The 16,181-nt window shown below is 47.2% G+C and carries 16 protein-coding genes and 1 riboswitch; all 16 genes read right to left on the reverse strand.

The window, feature by feature from the left end; genetic code table 11:
- Positions 1–91: 91 nt before the first annotated feature.
- The 16 genes from N288_RS19570 to N288_RS19640 all read right to left on the reverse strand — a co-directional run bounded on the left by N288_RS19570 (position 92) and on the right by N288_RS19640 (position 16,157).
- Positions 92–1,666 (reverse strand): Na+/H+ antiporter NhaC family protein, encoded by a 1,575-nt coding sequence (locus N288_RS19570; RefSeq protein WP_022544350.1) that lies wholly within the window; start codon positions 1,664–1,666, stop codon positions 92–94.
- Between the two features lie 143 nt (positions 1,667–1,809).
- A riboswitch (Lysine riboswitch) is annotated at positions 1,810–2,014 on the reverse strand.
- A 65-nt stretch (positions 2,015–2,079) separates the two neighbouring features.
- Entirely contained in the window at positions 2,080–2,829 is a 750-nt protein-coding gene (gene yunB, locus N288_RS19575; RefSeq protein WP_009791469.1) for a sporulation protein YunB, read from the reverse strand.
- Positions 2,830–2,889: 60 nt separating this feature from the next.
- A complete protein-coding gene (locus N288_RS19580) occupies positions 2,890–3,996 on the reverse strand; it encodes an HD-GYP domain-containing protein (protein ID WP_009791470.1) in 1,107 nt (368 codons plus the stop codon).
- 182 nt (positions 3,997–4,178) lie between these two features.
- Entirely contained in the window at positions 4,179–4,481 is a 303-nt protein-coding gene (locus N288_RS19585; RefSeq protein ID WP_009791471.1) for a YunC family protein, read from the reverse strand.
- Between the two features lie 63 nt (positions 4,482–4,544).
- The gene (locus N288_RS19590; RefSeq protein WP_022544351.1) at positions 4,545–5,897 is read right to left on the reverse strand and encodes a bifunctional metallophosphatase/5'-nucleotidase; all 1,353 of its coding nucleotides are present in this window, start codon (positions 5,895–5,897) and stop codon (positions 4,545–4,547) included.
- 75 nt (positions 5,898–5,972) lie between these two features.
- Positions 5,973–6,818: a DUF72 domain-containing protein gene (locus N288_RS19595; protein ID WP_009791473.1), complete on the reverse strand. Its 846-nt coding sequence runs from the start codon at positions 6,816–6,818 to the stop codon at positions 5,973–5,975.
- 175 nt (positions 6,819–6,993) lie between these two features.
- Positions 6,994–8,391: a Fe-S cluster assembly protein SufB gene (gene sufB / locus N288_RS19600; protein WP_009791475.1), complete on the reverse strand. Its 1,398-nt coding sequence runs from the start codon at positions 8,389–8,391 to the stop codon at positions 6,994–6,996.
- A gap of 52 nt (positions 8,392–8,443) precedes the next feature.
- Complete coding sequence (gene sufU / locus N288_RS19605) at positions 8,444–8,887, reverse strand: Fe-S cluster assembly sulfur transfer protein SufU (protein WP_009791476.1); 444 nt, start codon at positions 8,885–8,887, stop codon at positions 8,444–8,446.
- On the reverse strand, positions 8,877–10,106 hold the full coding sequence (locus N288_RS19610) for a cysteine desulfurase (protein ID WP_009791477.1): 1,230 nt from the start codon (positions 10,104–10,106) through the stop codon (positions 8,877–8,879). The genes sufU and N288_RS19610 overlap by 11 nt, the downstream gene beginning before the upstream one ends.
- Complete coding sequence (sufD, locus tag N288_RS19615; RefSeq protein ID WP_009791478.1) at positions 10,106–11,416, reverse strand: Fe-S cluster assembly protein SufD; 1,311 nt, start codon at positions 11,414–11,416, stop codon at positions 10,106–10,108. The genes N288_RS19610 and sufD overlap by 1 nt, the downstream gene beginning before the upstream one ends.
- Before the next feature lie 17 nt (positions 11,417–11,433).
- The gene (gene sufC, locus N288_RS19620) at positions 11,434–12,219 is read right to left on the reverse strand and encodes a Fe-S cluster assembly ATPase SufC (RefSeq protein ID WP_009791479.1); all 786 of its coding nucleotides are present in this window, start codon (positions 12,217–12,219) and stop codon (positions 11,434–11,436) included.
- 410 nt (positions 12,220–12,629) lie between these two features.
- The gene (locus N288_RS25245; RefSeq protein WP_156917020.1) at positions 12,630–12,800 is read right to left on the reverse strand and encodes a hypothetical protein; all 171 of its coding nucleotides are present in this window, start codon (positions 12,798–12,800) and stop codon (positions 12,630–12,632) included.
- Positions 12,801–13,091: 291 nt separating this feature from the next.
- Positions 13,092–13,469, reverse strand: coding sequence for a carboxymuconolactone decarboxylase family protein (locus N288_RS19625; protein ID WP_022544352.1), 378 nt, complete (start codon positions 13,467–13,469; stop codon positions 13,092–13,094).
- A 137-nt stretch (positions 13,470–13,606) separates the two neighbouring features.
- Positions 13,607–14,455 carry a MetQ/NlpA family ABC transporter substrate-binding protein gene (locus N288_RS19630; RefSeq protein WP_009791483.1) on the reverse strand — a complete coding sequence of 283 codons (849 nt, stop codon included), beginning with the start codon at positions 14,453–14,455 and terminating at the stop codon, positions 13,607–13,609.
- Positions 14,456–14,470: 15 nt separating this feature from the next.
- Positions 14,471–15,139, reverse strand: a complete 669-nt coding sequence (locus N288_RS19635; RefSeq protein WP_009791484.1) for a methionine ABC transporter permease — start codon at positions 15,137–15,139, stop codon at positions 14,471–14,473.
- The gene (locus N288_RS19640) at positions 15,132–16,157 is read right to left on the reverse strand and encodes a methionine ABC transporter ATP-binding protein (RefSeq protein WP_009791485.1); all 1,026 of its coding nucleotides are present in this window, start codon (positions 16,155–16,157) and stop codon (positions 15,132–15,134) included. Before N288_RS19640 ends, N288_RS19635 begins: the two co-directional genes overlap by 8 nt.
- Positions 16,158–16,181 lie beyond the last annotated feature (24 nt).

The raw sequence follows: 16,181 nt of genomic DNA on the forward strand, positions 1-16,181 counted from the left end.
AATTCTGGCATTTTCATATAAATCGTTTTTCAGAATGCACTTTCCAATGGCAATTAAAAAAGAGGCACCCTATGCGGGATGCCTCTCAATATCAATCTGTAAATTCAGCAGATGTTCCCTGCCCGCGCCCCGCAATGAAGGCAAAGGCAGCTAAAAGGACTGCCACTGAAATTAAAGCAAAAATGGTGCTGCCGGTAAATCCGATCACCAGGTATCCCACAGCTGCGATCAGCGCTGATATGAGTGCATACGGCAGCTGAGTCAGCACATGGTCGATATGGTTGCACCCGGCCCCTGTGGATGAAAGGATGGTTGTATCTGAAATAGGAGAACAGTGGTCTCCAAATACCGCTCCAGCCAAAACGGCTGCCATTGCAGGCAGAAGAAGCGAAATATCGGTCGCTGCTACAACGTCGCCGGCAATAGGAAGCAGGATGCCAAAGGAGCCCCATGATGTTCCTGTACTGAATGCCATGATCCCTGCAATCACAAACAATATGATTGGCAGCAGTGAAAGGCTTATATTGCTGTTTTCCACGACACCTGCAAGATAGGTCCCGGTTTCCAGCTGGCCGATCAGATCAACAATCGCCCAGGCAAAGATCAAAATATAGACCGCAGGGAGCATGGATTTAACTCCTTCCCAGATCCCTTTTCCGAAAACGCCTGCACTTACTCCCTTCAATACGACAGCCTGGCGAAGGAACAGCAGCAGTGTGAGAGCAAGCCCAATCAGGCTTCCGATGATCAGGGATTTCGCTACATCGGTATTTTCGAAGATCTTCAGGATCGTTGCGCTTCCCTCTGTTGCTGTGTATCCAGTCCAGACCATGCTGCCGACTGTTCCGAAAATCAACGCAATGATCGGCCAGACAAGATCTCCGACTGACCCGGTTGTGCTTGTTGGAAGATCATCCTTCAGCTCTCCAGGAGCAGGCTTATCAGGATCCAGAACCAGTCCTTCTTTTACAGCCCGCTCTTCATGGGCTTTCATCGGCCCGATTTGGATATTCCTGAATGCCACAATGAATACCATGGCAAGAGCAGTCCATACATAAAGGTTCATCGGCACCATCTGCATGAAAGCTGAGAATGCCGAGTATTCTGTCACCCCATGACCGGCAAGGATCGTCCCGATAAGGGCAATAATATAGGCGCCCCAGCTTGAAACAGGGGAAACGACACATACCGGAGCAGATGTAGAATCAATCAGATACGCAAGCTTTGCCCTTGAAACTTTATGCCGGTCCGTTATCGGCCGTGAGATCTGGCCGACCGCCAGTGCATTGAAATAATCATCTATGAAAATAATGATGCCAAGCACTGCACCGACAAGCTGGGCTCCAGCCCGGGTTTTCACCCGTTTCATCGCCCATTCCCCGAATGCGCGGCTTCCTCCGGAAATGTTGATAAAAGCGGTAATGATGCCAAGAACCAGCAAAAATAAAATAATATATACATTCCAGGTATTCAGGGCTCCTTCAGCCACAAAAATGCCTTTGACGGCCTCCCAGATGATGCTCAGGGTTTTCCCGATGCCAAAGTCGGCAAGCAGGAAGGCAGCGGTTATAATCCCGACACCTAAAGATAACAATACTCTTCTTGTCAGAACGACCATTAAAATGGCCACAAGCGGCGGCAAAAGTGAAAATATCGTGTTTGCCAATTTCTCTCCTCCTCCTTGTATGATGACAGGGGGGAACTTCCAGACGAAGATGCAGTTTCAGCTGCTGTGCAGCTGCAGATAATAAAAAAGAGCAATGATAGAAAATCCATCATTACTCTTTCTAAGTAATAGGTTTCTCCATCACGATCTGTAGCTCCCCATTATAAGGCTTTTCTAAGCATATACCTGCTTTGCCTTTATAATGACAGTGCTGCCCTTCTTCAAAGCAGCCCCAGCAATGGAATGCGGACACATGTCAATTGCTTCGGCAAAAATTCCCTTTCTGATGCGGTCAACGTTGTCATCCTCGCACATCTTACTCTTGAATTTTGCACCTCTACCCCACCGGATATGATAAGGTCATATTAATTTCTATAATACTATAACAGGCACCCTTCTTTTTAGCAAATCCATTAATTAGCAGGCAGCTCAATGGAAGGGGCAGAATCACCGCCGCCCCCGTTATAGAATTGGGGCACATCTCCCGGTATTATTCCTATCGCGACAGGGACATCCTCCTGCACGGTGATTATTTTGGTGGCAAACGGTATGATAATCTGTACCTGGACATCCAGGCGGACGAGCACTTCCACGTACACATTATTGATTCCATGATCTTCTCTTTTGGTGATGAAATTAGAAGTTACCGACCCAACAGAGTTAAATTTGACCGGGATACGGGGTCCGAGATTTCCCAAGAGCGCATTTTTGGTTGCCTGGCCCAATGGCACATAATAAATGATTCCATTTGCTGATTTTGAACCCTTTGTTTCAATCTCTATGTCCGTGAATGATTCCAATGATGAGAGGTCTCCCTGTTCAGATTTTTTTATATTGTCCTGAACAAGTTCCGTTACCTCTGCCTTCACACGATTAAGCTTTTCAGTATTAATGGTAATGACAGAGCCATCGCCGCTTTTAACAAACATGTCCTCAAGGTCCATTACATTCGTGATTTTTTTGTTGATGGCATTGTTAATGACCAGCGATGCGATTTTCCTCGTCTGAGAGTCAGCGTAGCTCATCAGGGTAGGTTCAAGCCCCTTATTGATGATCCATATTCCGGCTGCGGTCGAGAACATAAAAAACACAAAAGTCAGCAGAAAAACATACCGGAAAGGAAGCGGGCCTTTCCTTGGGAGCCGGCCGCCGAATTTAGCCAAAGCAAATCCCCCCTTTACAAGCTATATGTATGCTGCAAAGGGGGGAACTAGCAGAAAAACTTAGATTTTATTTGCTGTTTCCGGCATCCGCATTTCACAGCCGGTGACAATCACGGTAAGCTCTTCTGACAAGTCGAGATCGAATGGTTCAACCGGAAGGCCCTCTTTTTCAAGGATGCGGACGACTGGCCTGTCTGACACCCCTTTATTCTGGCGGACCACCACTCCTGACCTGCCATCATTCAAATGGACCATCATCCCGGAAGGATAGACAGCAACAGACCGCCGGAAAGCTTCTACCACAGCCGTATCAAATTGTTTCCCTGAGCCTGCATACAATATCTCGAGCCCCTCATGCGGCAGCATGGCCCCCCTGTATACACGGTTGGAGGTGACGGCATCGAATACATCAGCGACGGCAATGATTTTGGCAAACAGATGGATTTCATCTTCCACCAGCCTCCTTGGGTAGCCGCTGCCGTTCAGCCGTTCATGATGCTGAAAGGCGCAATGGGCAGCAAGGAGAGGCAATGTATGTACCCTGCGCAAAATTTCAAAGCCTGCTTCTGCATGCTTTTGGATTTCTGCAAATTCATCTTCTGTCAGCTTTCCCGTCTTAAAGAGAATTTCAGAGGGCACCTTCATTTTGCCGACATCATGGAGAATAGCCCCGATCCCCAGCATATCCAGCTCCTGCGGCTTCAGCTTCAGCTCTATGCCGATCGCCAGGGAATAGAGCGTCACATTCAGCGAATGGGAGAAAATATAACTGTCATATGTACACACGTCCGCCAATATGCCAAACAGATCTTTATTATCATTAATCTGCTGCACCAGATCCCTGATGATCTGTTTAAAGCTTTTCGATGATTTTTCAATAATGATCGAGTCTGACAGCTTGTTCCCTTTCTTTATCTGGGTAAAAGTTTCCTCAATGGAAGATACCGCTTTCCTTTTCATCGCCGAATCGATCGAGCTGCCGGATTCTATATCATCTGTCCTCGGGTCTTTTACATATATATAGGTGACGCCAAGATCCCCGAGCCTTGCAAGCAGCTTCTCCGAAAGCTCCACTCCGTCGCTGACAAGCACAACACCCTTATCGCTTAAAACCGCTTTTGCAAGAATGGCCCCCGGATGTACTGATGAGGTAGCTACTAATCTCATATAAAAGCTCCAATCATTTCTGTCTCAATTTACGTCCTTCATCCTATCCACATTATAGTAGAAAATTCTACAAAATACGACTGATAATGGTAATCTTTGCATAAGTAAGTATCTTCGGCTTCTATTTGGAGTGGAATGCTCCGTTAAAGAAAAAAAAAGAGCCGCCTGCTGCGGCTGGCTCTCTACAGCATTTTCAGCAGGGCGTCCTTGCCGATCATGCCTTTATGGATTCCAAGTTCTTCAGCCTCAAAGGTCACCGATTCCAGCGGTGCCTCCAGGAGCTGCTCGATCGTGCGGACACCAACAGCCCTTCCAGCAATCACTTTCCGGTCCTTCAGCTTTTCATTGAGCAGGGCGATGTCCAGCGCTCCGCACATAATATAGCCCTTTTCGCTCGAGACAGCGAGCAGGGTCGTTTTCGGCAGCTGAACGGATACGCTTAAAAAGGTATGGCCGTCGATGATGACAGGTGACAGTTCCATCATAAGTATCCACTCCTTTCGCTTCATAACAGATTATGTCAGCAAAAGAAAAAGGGTGCCCGTATATTACTGAAGCTGCTGCAGTTTCCATTCCAGCAGATGCCGCAGGAAATCGGGAAAGAAATATTCCTTTTCGGCAGCCCTGCGGATTTCAGGGAAAAAGGGACCGAATGTAAACATGTCCGGGATAGCAAGGGAATAGCTTTTTTCATTGTCGAGCACATGACCGCCAATCTGCATATTCCCCGAAGTATCCATTTCTGCACCGGTACTGATCATTCTTCCCATGAGGGTACCGCGGAAACCAAGTCCCTTGACCTGTAACTGCTCCCACTCATCACTTTGTGCATGCCGGAGCACTTCCTTCAGCTCAGCCCCTGTCAGCACAACTTTGCTTGGATTGATCGGATGCGGACAGATTCTATGGAGGTCATACAGAGTTGCCTCATTCTTTTCCAGCCCCTCAAGGATCAAGCCTTCATTAAGAAGGGCTGCATCCGCCCCGCACTTCTCCTGCAGTGCTTTACACAAAAGAATGGCAAGCTGCTTTTTGCTCATGCCGCCGTTTGGCAGAGGTGCTGCCGGTACATCAAGGAGGCTTTTTCCCTTCCGATAAAGATTTTCAATGATATGCTCTTCATCATCAGCAGATGGCAGCTCATTTGTATCATACAGCTGCGCCTTTTTGCCGATGACTGTTTTCGTTTCCGTGTCTATTTCGAGCATAACATGCCCGGCATAAAACCCGTGCTTGCCGGCGGCTGCCAGCAGGCAGCCTTCCGCCATTTTCCCTTCATGCAGAATATGATGGGTATGGCCGCCAAGAATCACATCGGCTTCCGGAAATTCCGCCGCCAGCCTTTCATCATCATGAATGCCCAGATGTGACAGGATGACGATAATATCGGCCTGTCCCCTTACCTCTGCAAGTACCTTTCGAAGCTCTTCAAAGGGGTCTGTCAGCTTCCAGCCGAGCAAATCATAGAAATGTTCATAGTTTGCTGTTGCACCGGCAGCAGCCACCTTAAGTCCGCTTACAGTCTCATAAATTGCATAAGGTTTAGCCCAGTCCGGCCGCCTTCCATCTTTGTAAAAAAGGTTGGCGGTGATAACATCAAAACCCGCTTTCTCATAGAGAGTGTCAAGAGAGTCAAAAGGAAGGGTAATTCCTTCATTATTGCCGATGGCAGCAGCAGTGCAGCCTGCCTGATTGAGCAGGTCTGTGTTGCACTTCCCCCCAGTAGCCTCTGTCAGCGGATGCCAGCGGTCCACATGGTCGCCGATATCGAAAAAGAAGACATCTTCTCCTGCCTCTTCATGCCATTTGCGTCTTTCTGTTAAAAGACGGTGAATCCTCGGCCAGCGGCTAAAATGGCTGTGCAAATCATTTGTATGGTATATATGGATAACTTCTTTCAAAGATGAAACCTTCTTTCCTTTTCCCATCAGGCCAATGCAGGCCGAACATCACGGAGGTGCAAGCCTCTCCTCATTTTAGAACAAATCAAGCTGCCGGGGAGCCAGGCCTGTATACTCAATCCCCATCATATCGACCAGCTGGAGTGCATTGTCTGCCGCATCCCCGCCTGAATTATTATTAAAGACAGCATATACCTTCTTTGTGCTTTTTTCCAGTTCCCTGAGGGCCGGGGCCCAGCCGGAAAGCTCCTCCTCATTATAGCGGTAGAGATATCTCACTTCCCTCCAGTTCTCCGCATTCTTTTTCTGCCAGCCGTGCACATTCCTTCCATGGAAGCGGACCAGCACCTTTCCCGGATGGGTACTCTCCATGACTGTCGGGACAGACCCCTCGCCGGACTGTGGTTCATCGCAGATACTGTGAATCCATTCTTCCTGCTCCATGAACCTTAAGGTCTTGTCCTTCATTTCCGGATAGAACCAAGTCTGATTGCGGAATTCCAGGGCACAAGGGATATCATCCATCTGATCCTTGCACCAGCGCAGATAATCAACATTTTCCCTGCGGCAGTCAAACCATGGAGGAAATTGAAACAGCGCCATGCAGAGCTTATCCTTGGCGATATAAGGCTGCAAGGACTCCTTAAAAGCTGTAAACATCTCTTCCTTGCTGTCAAAGGGGATTTCTCCGCGCTGATGCCCAGTCATACCCTGATAGGCTTTAACGATGAATTCAAAGCCGTCAGGCGTTTCTTCCGTCCATTTATGTGCATTCCTCAGAGGCTGGACAGCATAAAAAGAAGCATCCACCTCTACAATGGGGAAATATGCTGCATATTCCTTCAGCTTATCACGCGGGGAAATGCCCTTCTTATAAAGACTGTCATGATCCCCCCAGCCTGTGAGTCCAATATTAATCATGCTGCCGCCTCCTTTCTGTTCTCTATGTAACGTTCTATTTTCCCTCTTTCACGTCTGGAAAAACCACGAAGCACTCCTGCCTTCATTATACAAGAACAACCGCCAGGCCGCTTTTAAGGTGCCTTTAAAAGAGCAAAAAACCCATCCGGCAATAACCGGATGGGCCCAAGCTTGATCAGCCGATGGAACCTTCCATCTCGAACTTGATCAGGCGGTTCATTTCAACTGCATATTCCATTGGAAGCTCTTTTGTAAATGGCTCGATGAAGCCCATTACGATCATTTCAGTTGCTTCTTCTTCGGAGATGCCGCGGCTCATCAGATAGAACAGCTGCTCTTCCGAAACCTTTGATACCTTCGCTTCGTGTTCAAGCGAGATGTTATCATTCAGGATTTCATTGTAAGGGATTGTATCAGAAGTAGACTGATTATCCATGATCAACGTATCGCACTCAATGTTTGCACGAGCGCCTTCCGCTTTGCGGCCGAAGTGCACGATCCCGCGGTATGTTACTTTACCGCCCTGCTTGGAGATTGATTTTGATACGATTGTAGAAGAAGTATTTGGAGCAAGGTGGATCATTTTTGCCCCGGCATCCTGGTGCTGGCCTTTCCCTGCAAGTGCAATGGAAAGGGTCATTCCGCGGGCGCCTTCTCCTTTAAGGATAACTGCCGGATATTTCATTGTCAGCTTGGAGCCGATATTTCCGTCGATCCATTCCATTGTAGCATTGGCTTCACATACAGCCCTTTTTGTTACAAGGTTGTATACGTTGTTTGCCCAGTTCTGGATTGTCGTATAGCGGCAGTACGCATCCTTTTTGATGATGATTTCTACAACGGCACTGTGAAGAGAGTTCGTTGTGTAGACTGGAGCTGTACATCCTTCAACATAGTGGACATGGGCGCCTTCATCCACGATGATGAGCGTGCGCTCGAACTGCCCCATATTTTCTGAGTTGATGCGGAAGTAAGCCTGAAGCGGAGTATCTACCTTTACGCCTTTTGGCACGTAGATGAAAGAACCGCCTGACCATACCGCAGAGTTCAGAGCCGCAAACTTATTGTCGGTCGGAGGGATTACCTTCGCCCAGTGCTCGCGGAAAAGATCTTCGTTTTCCCTCAAAGCAGAATCTGTATCCTTGAATACGATTCCTTTTGCTTCAAGGTCTTCCTGCATATTATGGTAAACAACCTCTGACTCGTACTGCGCAGAAACACCTGCAAGGTATTTTTGCTCTGCTTCCGGGATGCCAAGCTTGTCAAACGTCTGCTTGATCTCTTCAGGCACTTCGTCCCATGAGCGTTCTGTCTTTTCAGAAGGCTTTACATAATAAGTGATTTCATCAAAGTTTAATGACGCTAGATCTCCGCCCCATTGAGGCATTGGCATGTTGTAGAAATGTTCAAGAGATTTTAAACGGAAGTCAAGCATCCACTGAGGCTCTTCTTTCAGCTTTGAAATTTCCTCTACGATTTCCTTCGTCAAACCACGTTTTGAGCGGAAAATGGAAACGTCTTTATCGGCAAATCCGTATTTATAATCACCGATTTCAGGCATCTTTTTTGCCATCGTCGTTTTCCTCCATTCAGGGCAGACAGGGCCTTGGACCCTGTATTGCCGTTTATTGTTGTTCTTCTTCCTTCAGGCCCTTTTCCATGGCCTTCCATGAAAGTGTCGCACATTTGATGCGTGCCGGAAATTTTGAAACGCCCTGCAGTGCTTCAATATCACCCAAATCCAAGTCTTCATCATACTCTTTGCCCTGCATCATATCTGAAAAGATCTTTGAGAGCTTTAAGGCATCTTCCACTTTCTGGCCCTTGATAGCCTGGGTCATCATAGATGCTGAAGACATGGAGATGGAGCAGCCTTCACCGTCAAATCTGGCGTCCGCCACCTTCCCATCCTCAACCTTAAGCGTCAGCTGGATCCTGTCTCCGCAGGTTGGATTGTTCATATTGATCGTCAAGCTGTTATCTTCTTCAAGAACCCCTTTATTGCGGGGGTTTTTGTAATGATCCATAATGACTTGCCTGTACAGGGTATCTAAATTATTAAAAGACATCGCTGAAATACTCCTTTGTTTTAACAAGTCCTTCAACAAGCTTATCAATATCTTCTTCCGTGTTGTACAGGTAAAAACTGGCCCGTGCCGTTGCGGAAGCCTTCAGCCATTTCATCAGCGGCTGTGCACAGTGATGGCCTGCCCTTACCGCTATTCCTTCAGCATCAAGGACAGTCGCCACATCATGCGGATGGACATCATCAAGATTGAAGGTTACAAGTCCGGCTCTCTCGCCGGCATTCTTCGGTCCATAGATGGTCATGCCTTCAACTGATGACATTTTTTCCATTGCGTATGCGGCAAGCCTATGCTCATGTGCTTCAATGTTTTCAAGGCCGACTTCCTGTAGGAAATCGATTGCTGCACCAAGGCCGATGGCTCCTGCAATAATCGGGGTGCCGGCCTCGAACTTCCAGGGAAGCTCTTTCCAGGTAGAGTCATAGAGATCAACAAAATCGATCATCTCTCCTCCGAAAAGGACAGGCTCCATGTTTTCAAGAAGCTGCTTTTTGCCGTACAAGACGCCGATACCGGTAGGGCCGCACATCTTATGTCCTGAAAAAGCAAGGAAGTCGCAGTCAAGATCCTGGACATCCACCTTCATATGAGGTGCAGCCTGTGCGCCGTCCACTACCATGATCGCGCCATTCTCATGGGCAATCCTTGCGATGTCCTTGATCGGGTTCATAACGCCAAGGACATTGGACACCATCATAATGCTGACAATTTTCGTATTGCTTGTAACCGTCTTGCGGACATCCTCCAGTGAAATGGTGCCGTCCTCCTGAAGAGGGACATATTTCAGCACCGCTCCGGCTCTTTTGGCTGCCTGCTGCCACGGAATGATATTGCTGTGGTGCTCCATATAGGTAATGACAATTTCATCCCCTTCGGAGAGATTGTCTCCTCCATAGCTTGAAGCAACCATATTCAATGCGCTTGTTGTCCCGCTCGTGAAGATCACTTCCTCAATCGAACGGGCATTAATGAATTTCCTGGCCTTTTCCCTTGCACCTTCATACGCATCCGTCGCTTTTGTACCGAGGGTATGCACCCCGCGGTGGACATTGGAGTTATACCCGCGGTAATACTCGTTCAATGCCTCGATGACCTGTACGGGCTTCTGGGAAGTTGCGGCGCTGTCAAGGTAAACCAAAGGCCTTCCGTTGACTTCCTGGTTCAGAATAGGGAAATGTTCACGGATATTCTTGAAATCCATTACTTAACTTTCCTTTCAATCACATCAACAAGCTGCTTTTTGACTCCTTCGATCGGAAGCTCTTTCACGACCGGAGCAAGGAATCCGTGGATGACAAGGCGCTCTGCCTCTGTCTGCGGAATTCCCCGGCTCATCAGGTAGTACAGCTGGGTCGGATCCACACGGCCGACAGATGCTGCGTGGCCTGCCGTTACATCATCCTCATCGATGAGAAGGATCGGGTTTGCGTCTCCGCGTGCCTTTTCGCTCAGCATCAGAACGCGGGACTCCTGCTCTGCATTCGACTTCGTTGCACCGTGTTCGATTTTGCCGATGCCATTGAAGATAGAGGAGGCACTTTCTTTCATAACGCCATGCTTCAGGATATAGCCTTCTGTATTTTTACCGAAATGGACAACACTTGTCGTGAAGTTCTGCTTCTGCTCACCGCGTCCGACGACAACAGTCTTCGTATCGCCGACAGAACCGTCGCCAATCAGGTTCGTTACGTTTTCGGAAATCGTGTTTCCATCATTCATGAGCCCGAGAGCCCATTCAATGCGGGAATCCCGTTCCGCCCTGCCGCGGCGGTTAACATACGTAGTGATTCCTTTTGCAAGGTTATCAACTGTTCCGTACTGCACCCTGCTGTTAGTTCCTGCAAGCACTTCAGTGACGATATTGAAAACACCCTCTGCTGAATCGATCGTTGAAAGGTATGTTTCAACATAAGTAACACTGCTGTTATCTTCAGTTACGATCAGTACGTGGTTGAAGACATTCGCTTCTTTGTCATCATGCAGATAGATCGCCTGGATCGGCTCAGACACCTCAACATTGCGCGGCACATATAAGAATGCCCCGCCGTTCAGGAGTGCTGCATGAAGTGCTGTCAGGCGGTGTTCATCCACCTTAACGCCATCCTTCATGAAATACTTCTGCAAAAGGTCGCCGTATTCGCGGGCAGCTGTGAAGATATCCGCAAAAATGACTCCCTGGTCCTGCAGTTCTTTCGAAAGGGAAAGATGTGTCGGACGGTTATTTCTCTGGATATAAAGGTTCTTGCTTTCTTTATCCAGGTCAATCAAAGATTTGGCTTCTTCCGGAAGGTTGTCAAGTGAGCCAAAATCTTCGCTTTCCACTATATGCTTTTCAAACTGTGTAAAGTTCCATTTATCGATCTTTGTTTTATCAGGCCGCGGCATTGGCAGCGTCTCAGCGTCAGCAAGAGCTTTCACACGCAGTTCTGTCAGCCAGGCCGGTTCACCCATTTCTTTTGAAAAAGAGCTGATATACTCTTTGTCAAACGGCAATTTCGTTTCAATAGTCATCGTGATCCCCCTAACGCTTACGCTTCTTGCCCTACAGTTTCGTCTTCAATGCCAAGTTCTTTCTTGATCCAGTCATAACCTTCAGCCTCAAGGCGCTGTGCCAGCTCAGGCCCGCCAGATTTAACGATGCGGCCCTGCATCATGACATGCACATGGTCAGGAGTGATGTAGTTAAGAAGGCGCTGATAGTGAGTGATGATCAGGCAGCCGAAGTCTTCTCCGCGCATTTCATTGATCCCTTTGGAAACAACCTTCAGGGCATCGATATCCAATCCGGAGTCGATCTCATCAAGAATGGCGATTTTAGGTTCGATCATCATCAGCTGAAGGATTTCGTTCCGCTTTTTCTCGCCTCCGGAGAAGCCTTCGTTCAGATAGCGCTGTGCCATATCCTGATCCATTTCAAGGAAGTCCATCTTGCTGTCCATCTTGCGGATGAATTTCATCAAAGAAATTTCATTGCCTTCTTCCATGCGGCTGTTGATTGCAGAACGCAGGAAGTCCGCATTTGTAACTCCGCTGATTTCACTTGGATACTGCATGGCAAGAAACAGGCCTGCACGCGCACGCTCATCCACTTCCATCTCAAGTACATCTTCGTTATCCAATTCAATGCTTCCTGAGGTTACCTCATATTTAGGATGTCCCATGATTGCAGAAGAAAGGGTTGATTTACCAGTTCCGTTAGGACCCATAATCGCATGGATTTCTCCGCCTTTCACTTCAAGGTTGACCCCTTTAAGAATTTCTTTGTCCTCAATAGAAACATGAAGATCATTAATTTTAAGTGTAGATCCAGCCATCATTATACCTCCGTCAATAAAAAAGATTTGTATATACCGGCAAGAGCCGCAAATCTCTATTCTCATTTTATTCTCATTACAATCTTATAACAAATAGAAAGTGTTAGCAACTCTTTAACAACACGCAGATAGTATTAATTATCTGGTAAGAACTTTTATTGGCTAAACCCTTTCCGCTTCCCTGGATCCAAAACTGGAAATCCAGGCATGTCCAAACTATTTTTCCCTGCAGAGCAGCTTTCAATGTACATGAATTCAGTTGCAGCCCCTTCAGTTTAACATAAGTATGGACCGGGCTCCTACTGTTCAGGGAAAAAACGGGCTATATTGTTACTGCTTTATACTAAAAGAAAAACCAGTGCGGCATCACACTGGTTTCAACTGTTTTTCTTCCTTATTATATATAATTCTTAAGAATGTACTTTTCTTTCCAGATCCGCTACCATACGCTGGCTTTTCAGATAGTCCTGCTCGCGCCGTTTTTCTACGCTCATCCTTACATCATGTTTCCGGCTGTATACCTCATAGCCGACACCGTGGGCACTGTGCATCGCTTTTTCCATTTCACTTGTGTAATTCAAGTCCAGCTGACTGATAGTAAATCAATCCTTTCAATTTTGTCGCTTCCGCGATTTATTTTACTCATGGAATATCGTAACACTCCTTCTATACCACGCTCAAACAGGAAAAAACCTCATTTTGTATAATTCATTAAGGTATCCCCTCTTGAAGGGACCTCATCTCCGCCATCCTTACAATTCCGGCTGAATTCTTCCAAATAAAGGTTGTCTCTCCCCCAAGAGTCCATAACGCATGCAAAAAAGGAAACAGCCCTGCTTCAGACAGGGCTGCTTTATCATATAGATTGGCTTTTACTGCTTCATCTGCCCCTGATTCAATTCATCCATTGCTTCCTGCACAAGGGTGACTGCCTGGCTCATCGCTGCGCCGCCGCCAAAAGCCGCTGTGACGCCGACTGCTTCGAGCACCTCTTCCTCACTAGCCCCCTGGTCAAGGCAGCCTTTCACATGATAAATAATGCAGTATTCATCCTGTGAATACAGGCTGATTCCAAGGGCAATCAGCTGCTTTTGCTTTTGAGAGAGGCTGCCTTCTTTAAAGCATGCCTCAGTGAATGCGTTATAATGCTGGGCAAGGTCCGGCATTTTTTGTGTAAATGTGCCAAGGCCCATTTTATAGTCATGAAGAGCTGCTTCGATTGAATTTGACGGTTCGTATGAATGCTCCATTCGTGTCCACTCCATTCCTGAAATCTTTAACATCATTAGTATGTTTTATTTTCAGAAATGCTATGCGGGCTCGACATGGCTGTTTTTTGGCATAGGAAAAGGCAGCCTGCATTCTCAGCGGCTGCCTTTTTCTATTATTACTCAGATACAGGAACGACTGCACCTTCGTATTTTTCAAGGATGAAATCCTGGATTTCTTTAGAGTGGAGCACTTCGACAAGTGCCTTAACCGCTTCTTTATCTTCGTCGCCGCTCTTAACAGCGATGACGTTCACATATGGAGATTCCTTGTCTTCGATTGCAATTGAATCTTCAATTGGGTTTAAGCCTGCATCAATAGCATAGTTAGAGTTGATCAGAACTGCATCGCCTTCATCGTTGTTGTAGATCTGCGGAAGGAGGGAAGCTTCATATTCTGTATCAAACTCAAGATTTTTCTCGTTCGTTTCGATATCGTCAATTGTTGCCTTGATTTTATCTACGCCTTCTTTAAGCGTGATAAGGCCTTCTTTTTCAAGCATAGTCAGGATACGGCCGTGATCAGCAACTGAATTGCTCATCAGGACTTTCGCACCGTCTGGAAGTTCATCAAGGCTCTTGTATTTCTTTGAATACACACCGATCGGCTCAATGTGGATTCCGCCTGCATTGACGAAATCATAGTCATTTTCTTCAATTTGCGCTTCAAGGTACGGGATATGCTGGAAATAGTTTGCATCAAGCTCTCCGGAATTCAATGCTTGGTTAGGCAGGATATAGTCCTGGAATGTTACGACTTCAAGTTCAATGCCCTTTTCTTCCAAAAGCGGCTTAGCTTCTTCAAGAATTTCAGCGTGCGGGACATTGGAAGCTCCCACAACCAGTTTGGATGTTTCTTCTTTCCCGCTGTCCGCATTTCCGCCGTCAGCATTATCTTCAGATGTTCCGCATGCTGAAATGACGAGCGCTACGGCAAGTGCCAATACAAGTGATAACCATTTTTTCATTAGTTAAGTCTCCTTTTATCGTTTGTCTAGTTTAGAAGTTATGATATCTCCAATTACTTGGAGGATAAACACAATCAGCAGGATGACGATGGTCGCCATCAAGGTTACATCAAAGCGGTTCCGCTGGAAGCCTTCCAGATAAGCAAGGTTCCCAAGTCCTCCTGCACCGATGACTCCTGCCATTGCGGTAAAGCCCACAAGCGAGATGGCTGTAACAGTAATGCCCGATACAAGAGCCGGCATGGATTCAGGGAGGAGCACCTTAAAGATGATTGTGCTCGTTCTTGCACCCATTGACTTGGCTGCTTCAATGACGCCTTTATCAATTTCCCGCAAAGCAATTTCAACCATACGGGCATAAAATGGTGCCGCACCGATGATCAGTGCAGGCAAGGCGGCATTTTCTCCGATCATGCTGCCCACAAGGAATTTCGTGAACGGGATCAGCAATACGATTAAAATGATGAACGGGATGGACCTGAATACATTGACAAACGCCGCTATAATTTTATTGATGAGTGCATTTTGCCAGATGTTCCCCCTGGAAGTAAGGAAAAGCAGCAGGCCGAGCACAATCCCCAATACGAATGTAACCAGTACAGAAATGCCAGTCATATAAAGCGTTTCATTCGTTGCTTCCCACATCTTATCCCAGTTAACATTTGGGAAAAATTCATTAAGCATTCGAAATCACCTCCACGCCAACCTGCTGTGCATGGATATATTCAATCGCTTTGGCAATTTCGTCAGCCTGCCCATCTAGATGGATGAACAATGTTCCATAAGAGCCGTTTTGAGTCTGCGAGATTTTCCCTTGAAGGATATTAACTGTCAACTCAAAGGAACGGATCAGATTCGTGATGAGCGGCTGTTCAGCCGATTCCCCGACGAAGGACAGCTGTACGACTTTTCCATGCGGATACAATCCAAGCAAGGCCTCTGCAGTCTCTTTTGTTTCCTCAGGTTCTGTGACCTGCTGGACGAATCTCTTTGTGATCTGCTCGCGCGGATTTTTAAACACTTCCAGGACAGGGCCGATTTCCACGGCCTTTCCGCCTTCCATGACAGCTACCCGATGGCAGATCTTCCTGATTACATGCATTTCATGAGTAATAAGTACAATGGTCAGTCCCAGGCGGCTGTTGATGTCCACTAGCAGATCCAGAATGGAATCCGTTGTCTGCGGGTCAAGCGCCGAGGTTGCCTCATCGCACAGAAGCACCTTCGGGTTATTCGCAAGCGCCCTGGCAATCCCGACGCGTTGCTTCTGCCCGCCGCTCAGCTGGGAAGGGTAAGCATCCTCACGGCCGTCAAGGCCGACAAGGTTGATGAGCTCATTTACTCTTTTTTCTCTTTCCTGGCGCGCAACCCCCGCAATTTCCAGCGGGAATGCAATATTGTCTCTTACGGTCCTTGACCAGAGAAGGTTAAAGTGCTGGAAGATCATGCTGATTTCCTGGCGCGCTTTGCGCAGCTCCGCACCCCTGATTTTTGAGATCTCCCTGCCGGCTACCGTAACCGTTCCCTCTGAGGGAAGCTCAAGCCCGTTCAGCATCCGGATCAAGGTGCTTTTCCCTGCACCGCTGTAGCCGATCACTCCGAAGATTTCACCTTCCTTGATTTCAAGGTTGACATCATCAACTGCTTTGACCGGGCCTTTTTTTGACGAATATATCTTTTTAACATCTTTTATTGAAATCAATTGCCGTATTCACCTCTTTTATAT

This window comes from Bacillus infantis NRRL B-14911 (genome assembly GCF_000473245.1).
Classification (GTDB): Bacteria; Bacillota; Bacilli; order Bacillales; family Cytobacillaceae; genus Bacillus_AB; species Bacillus_AB infantis.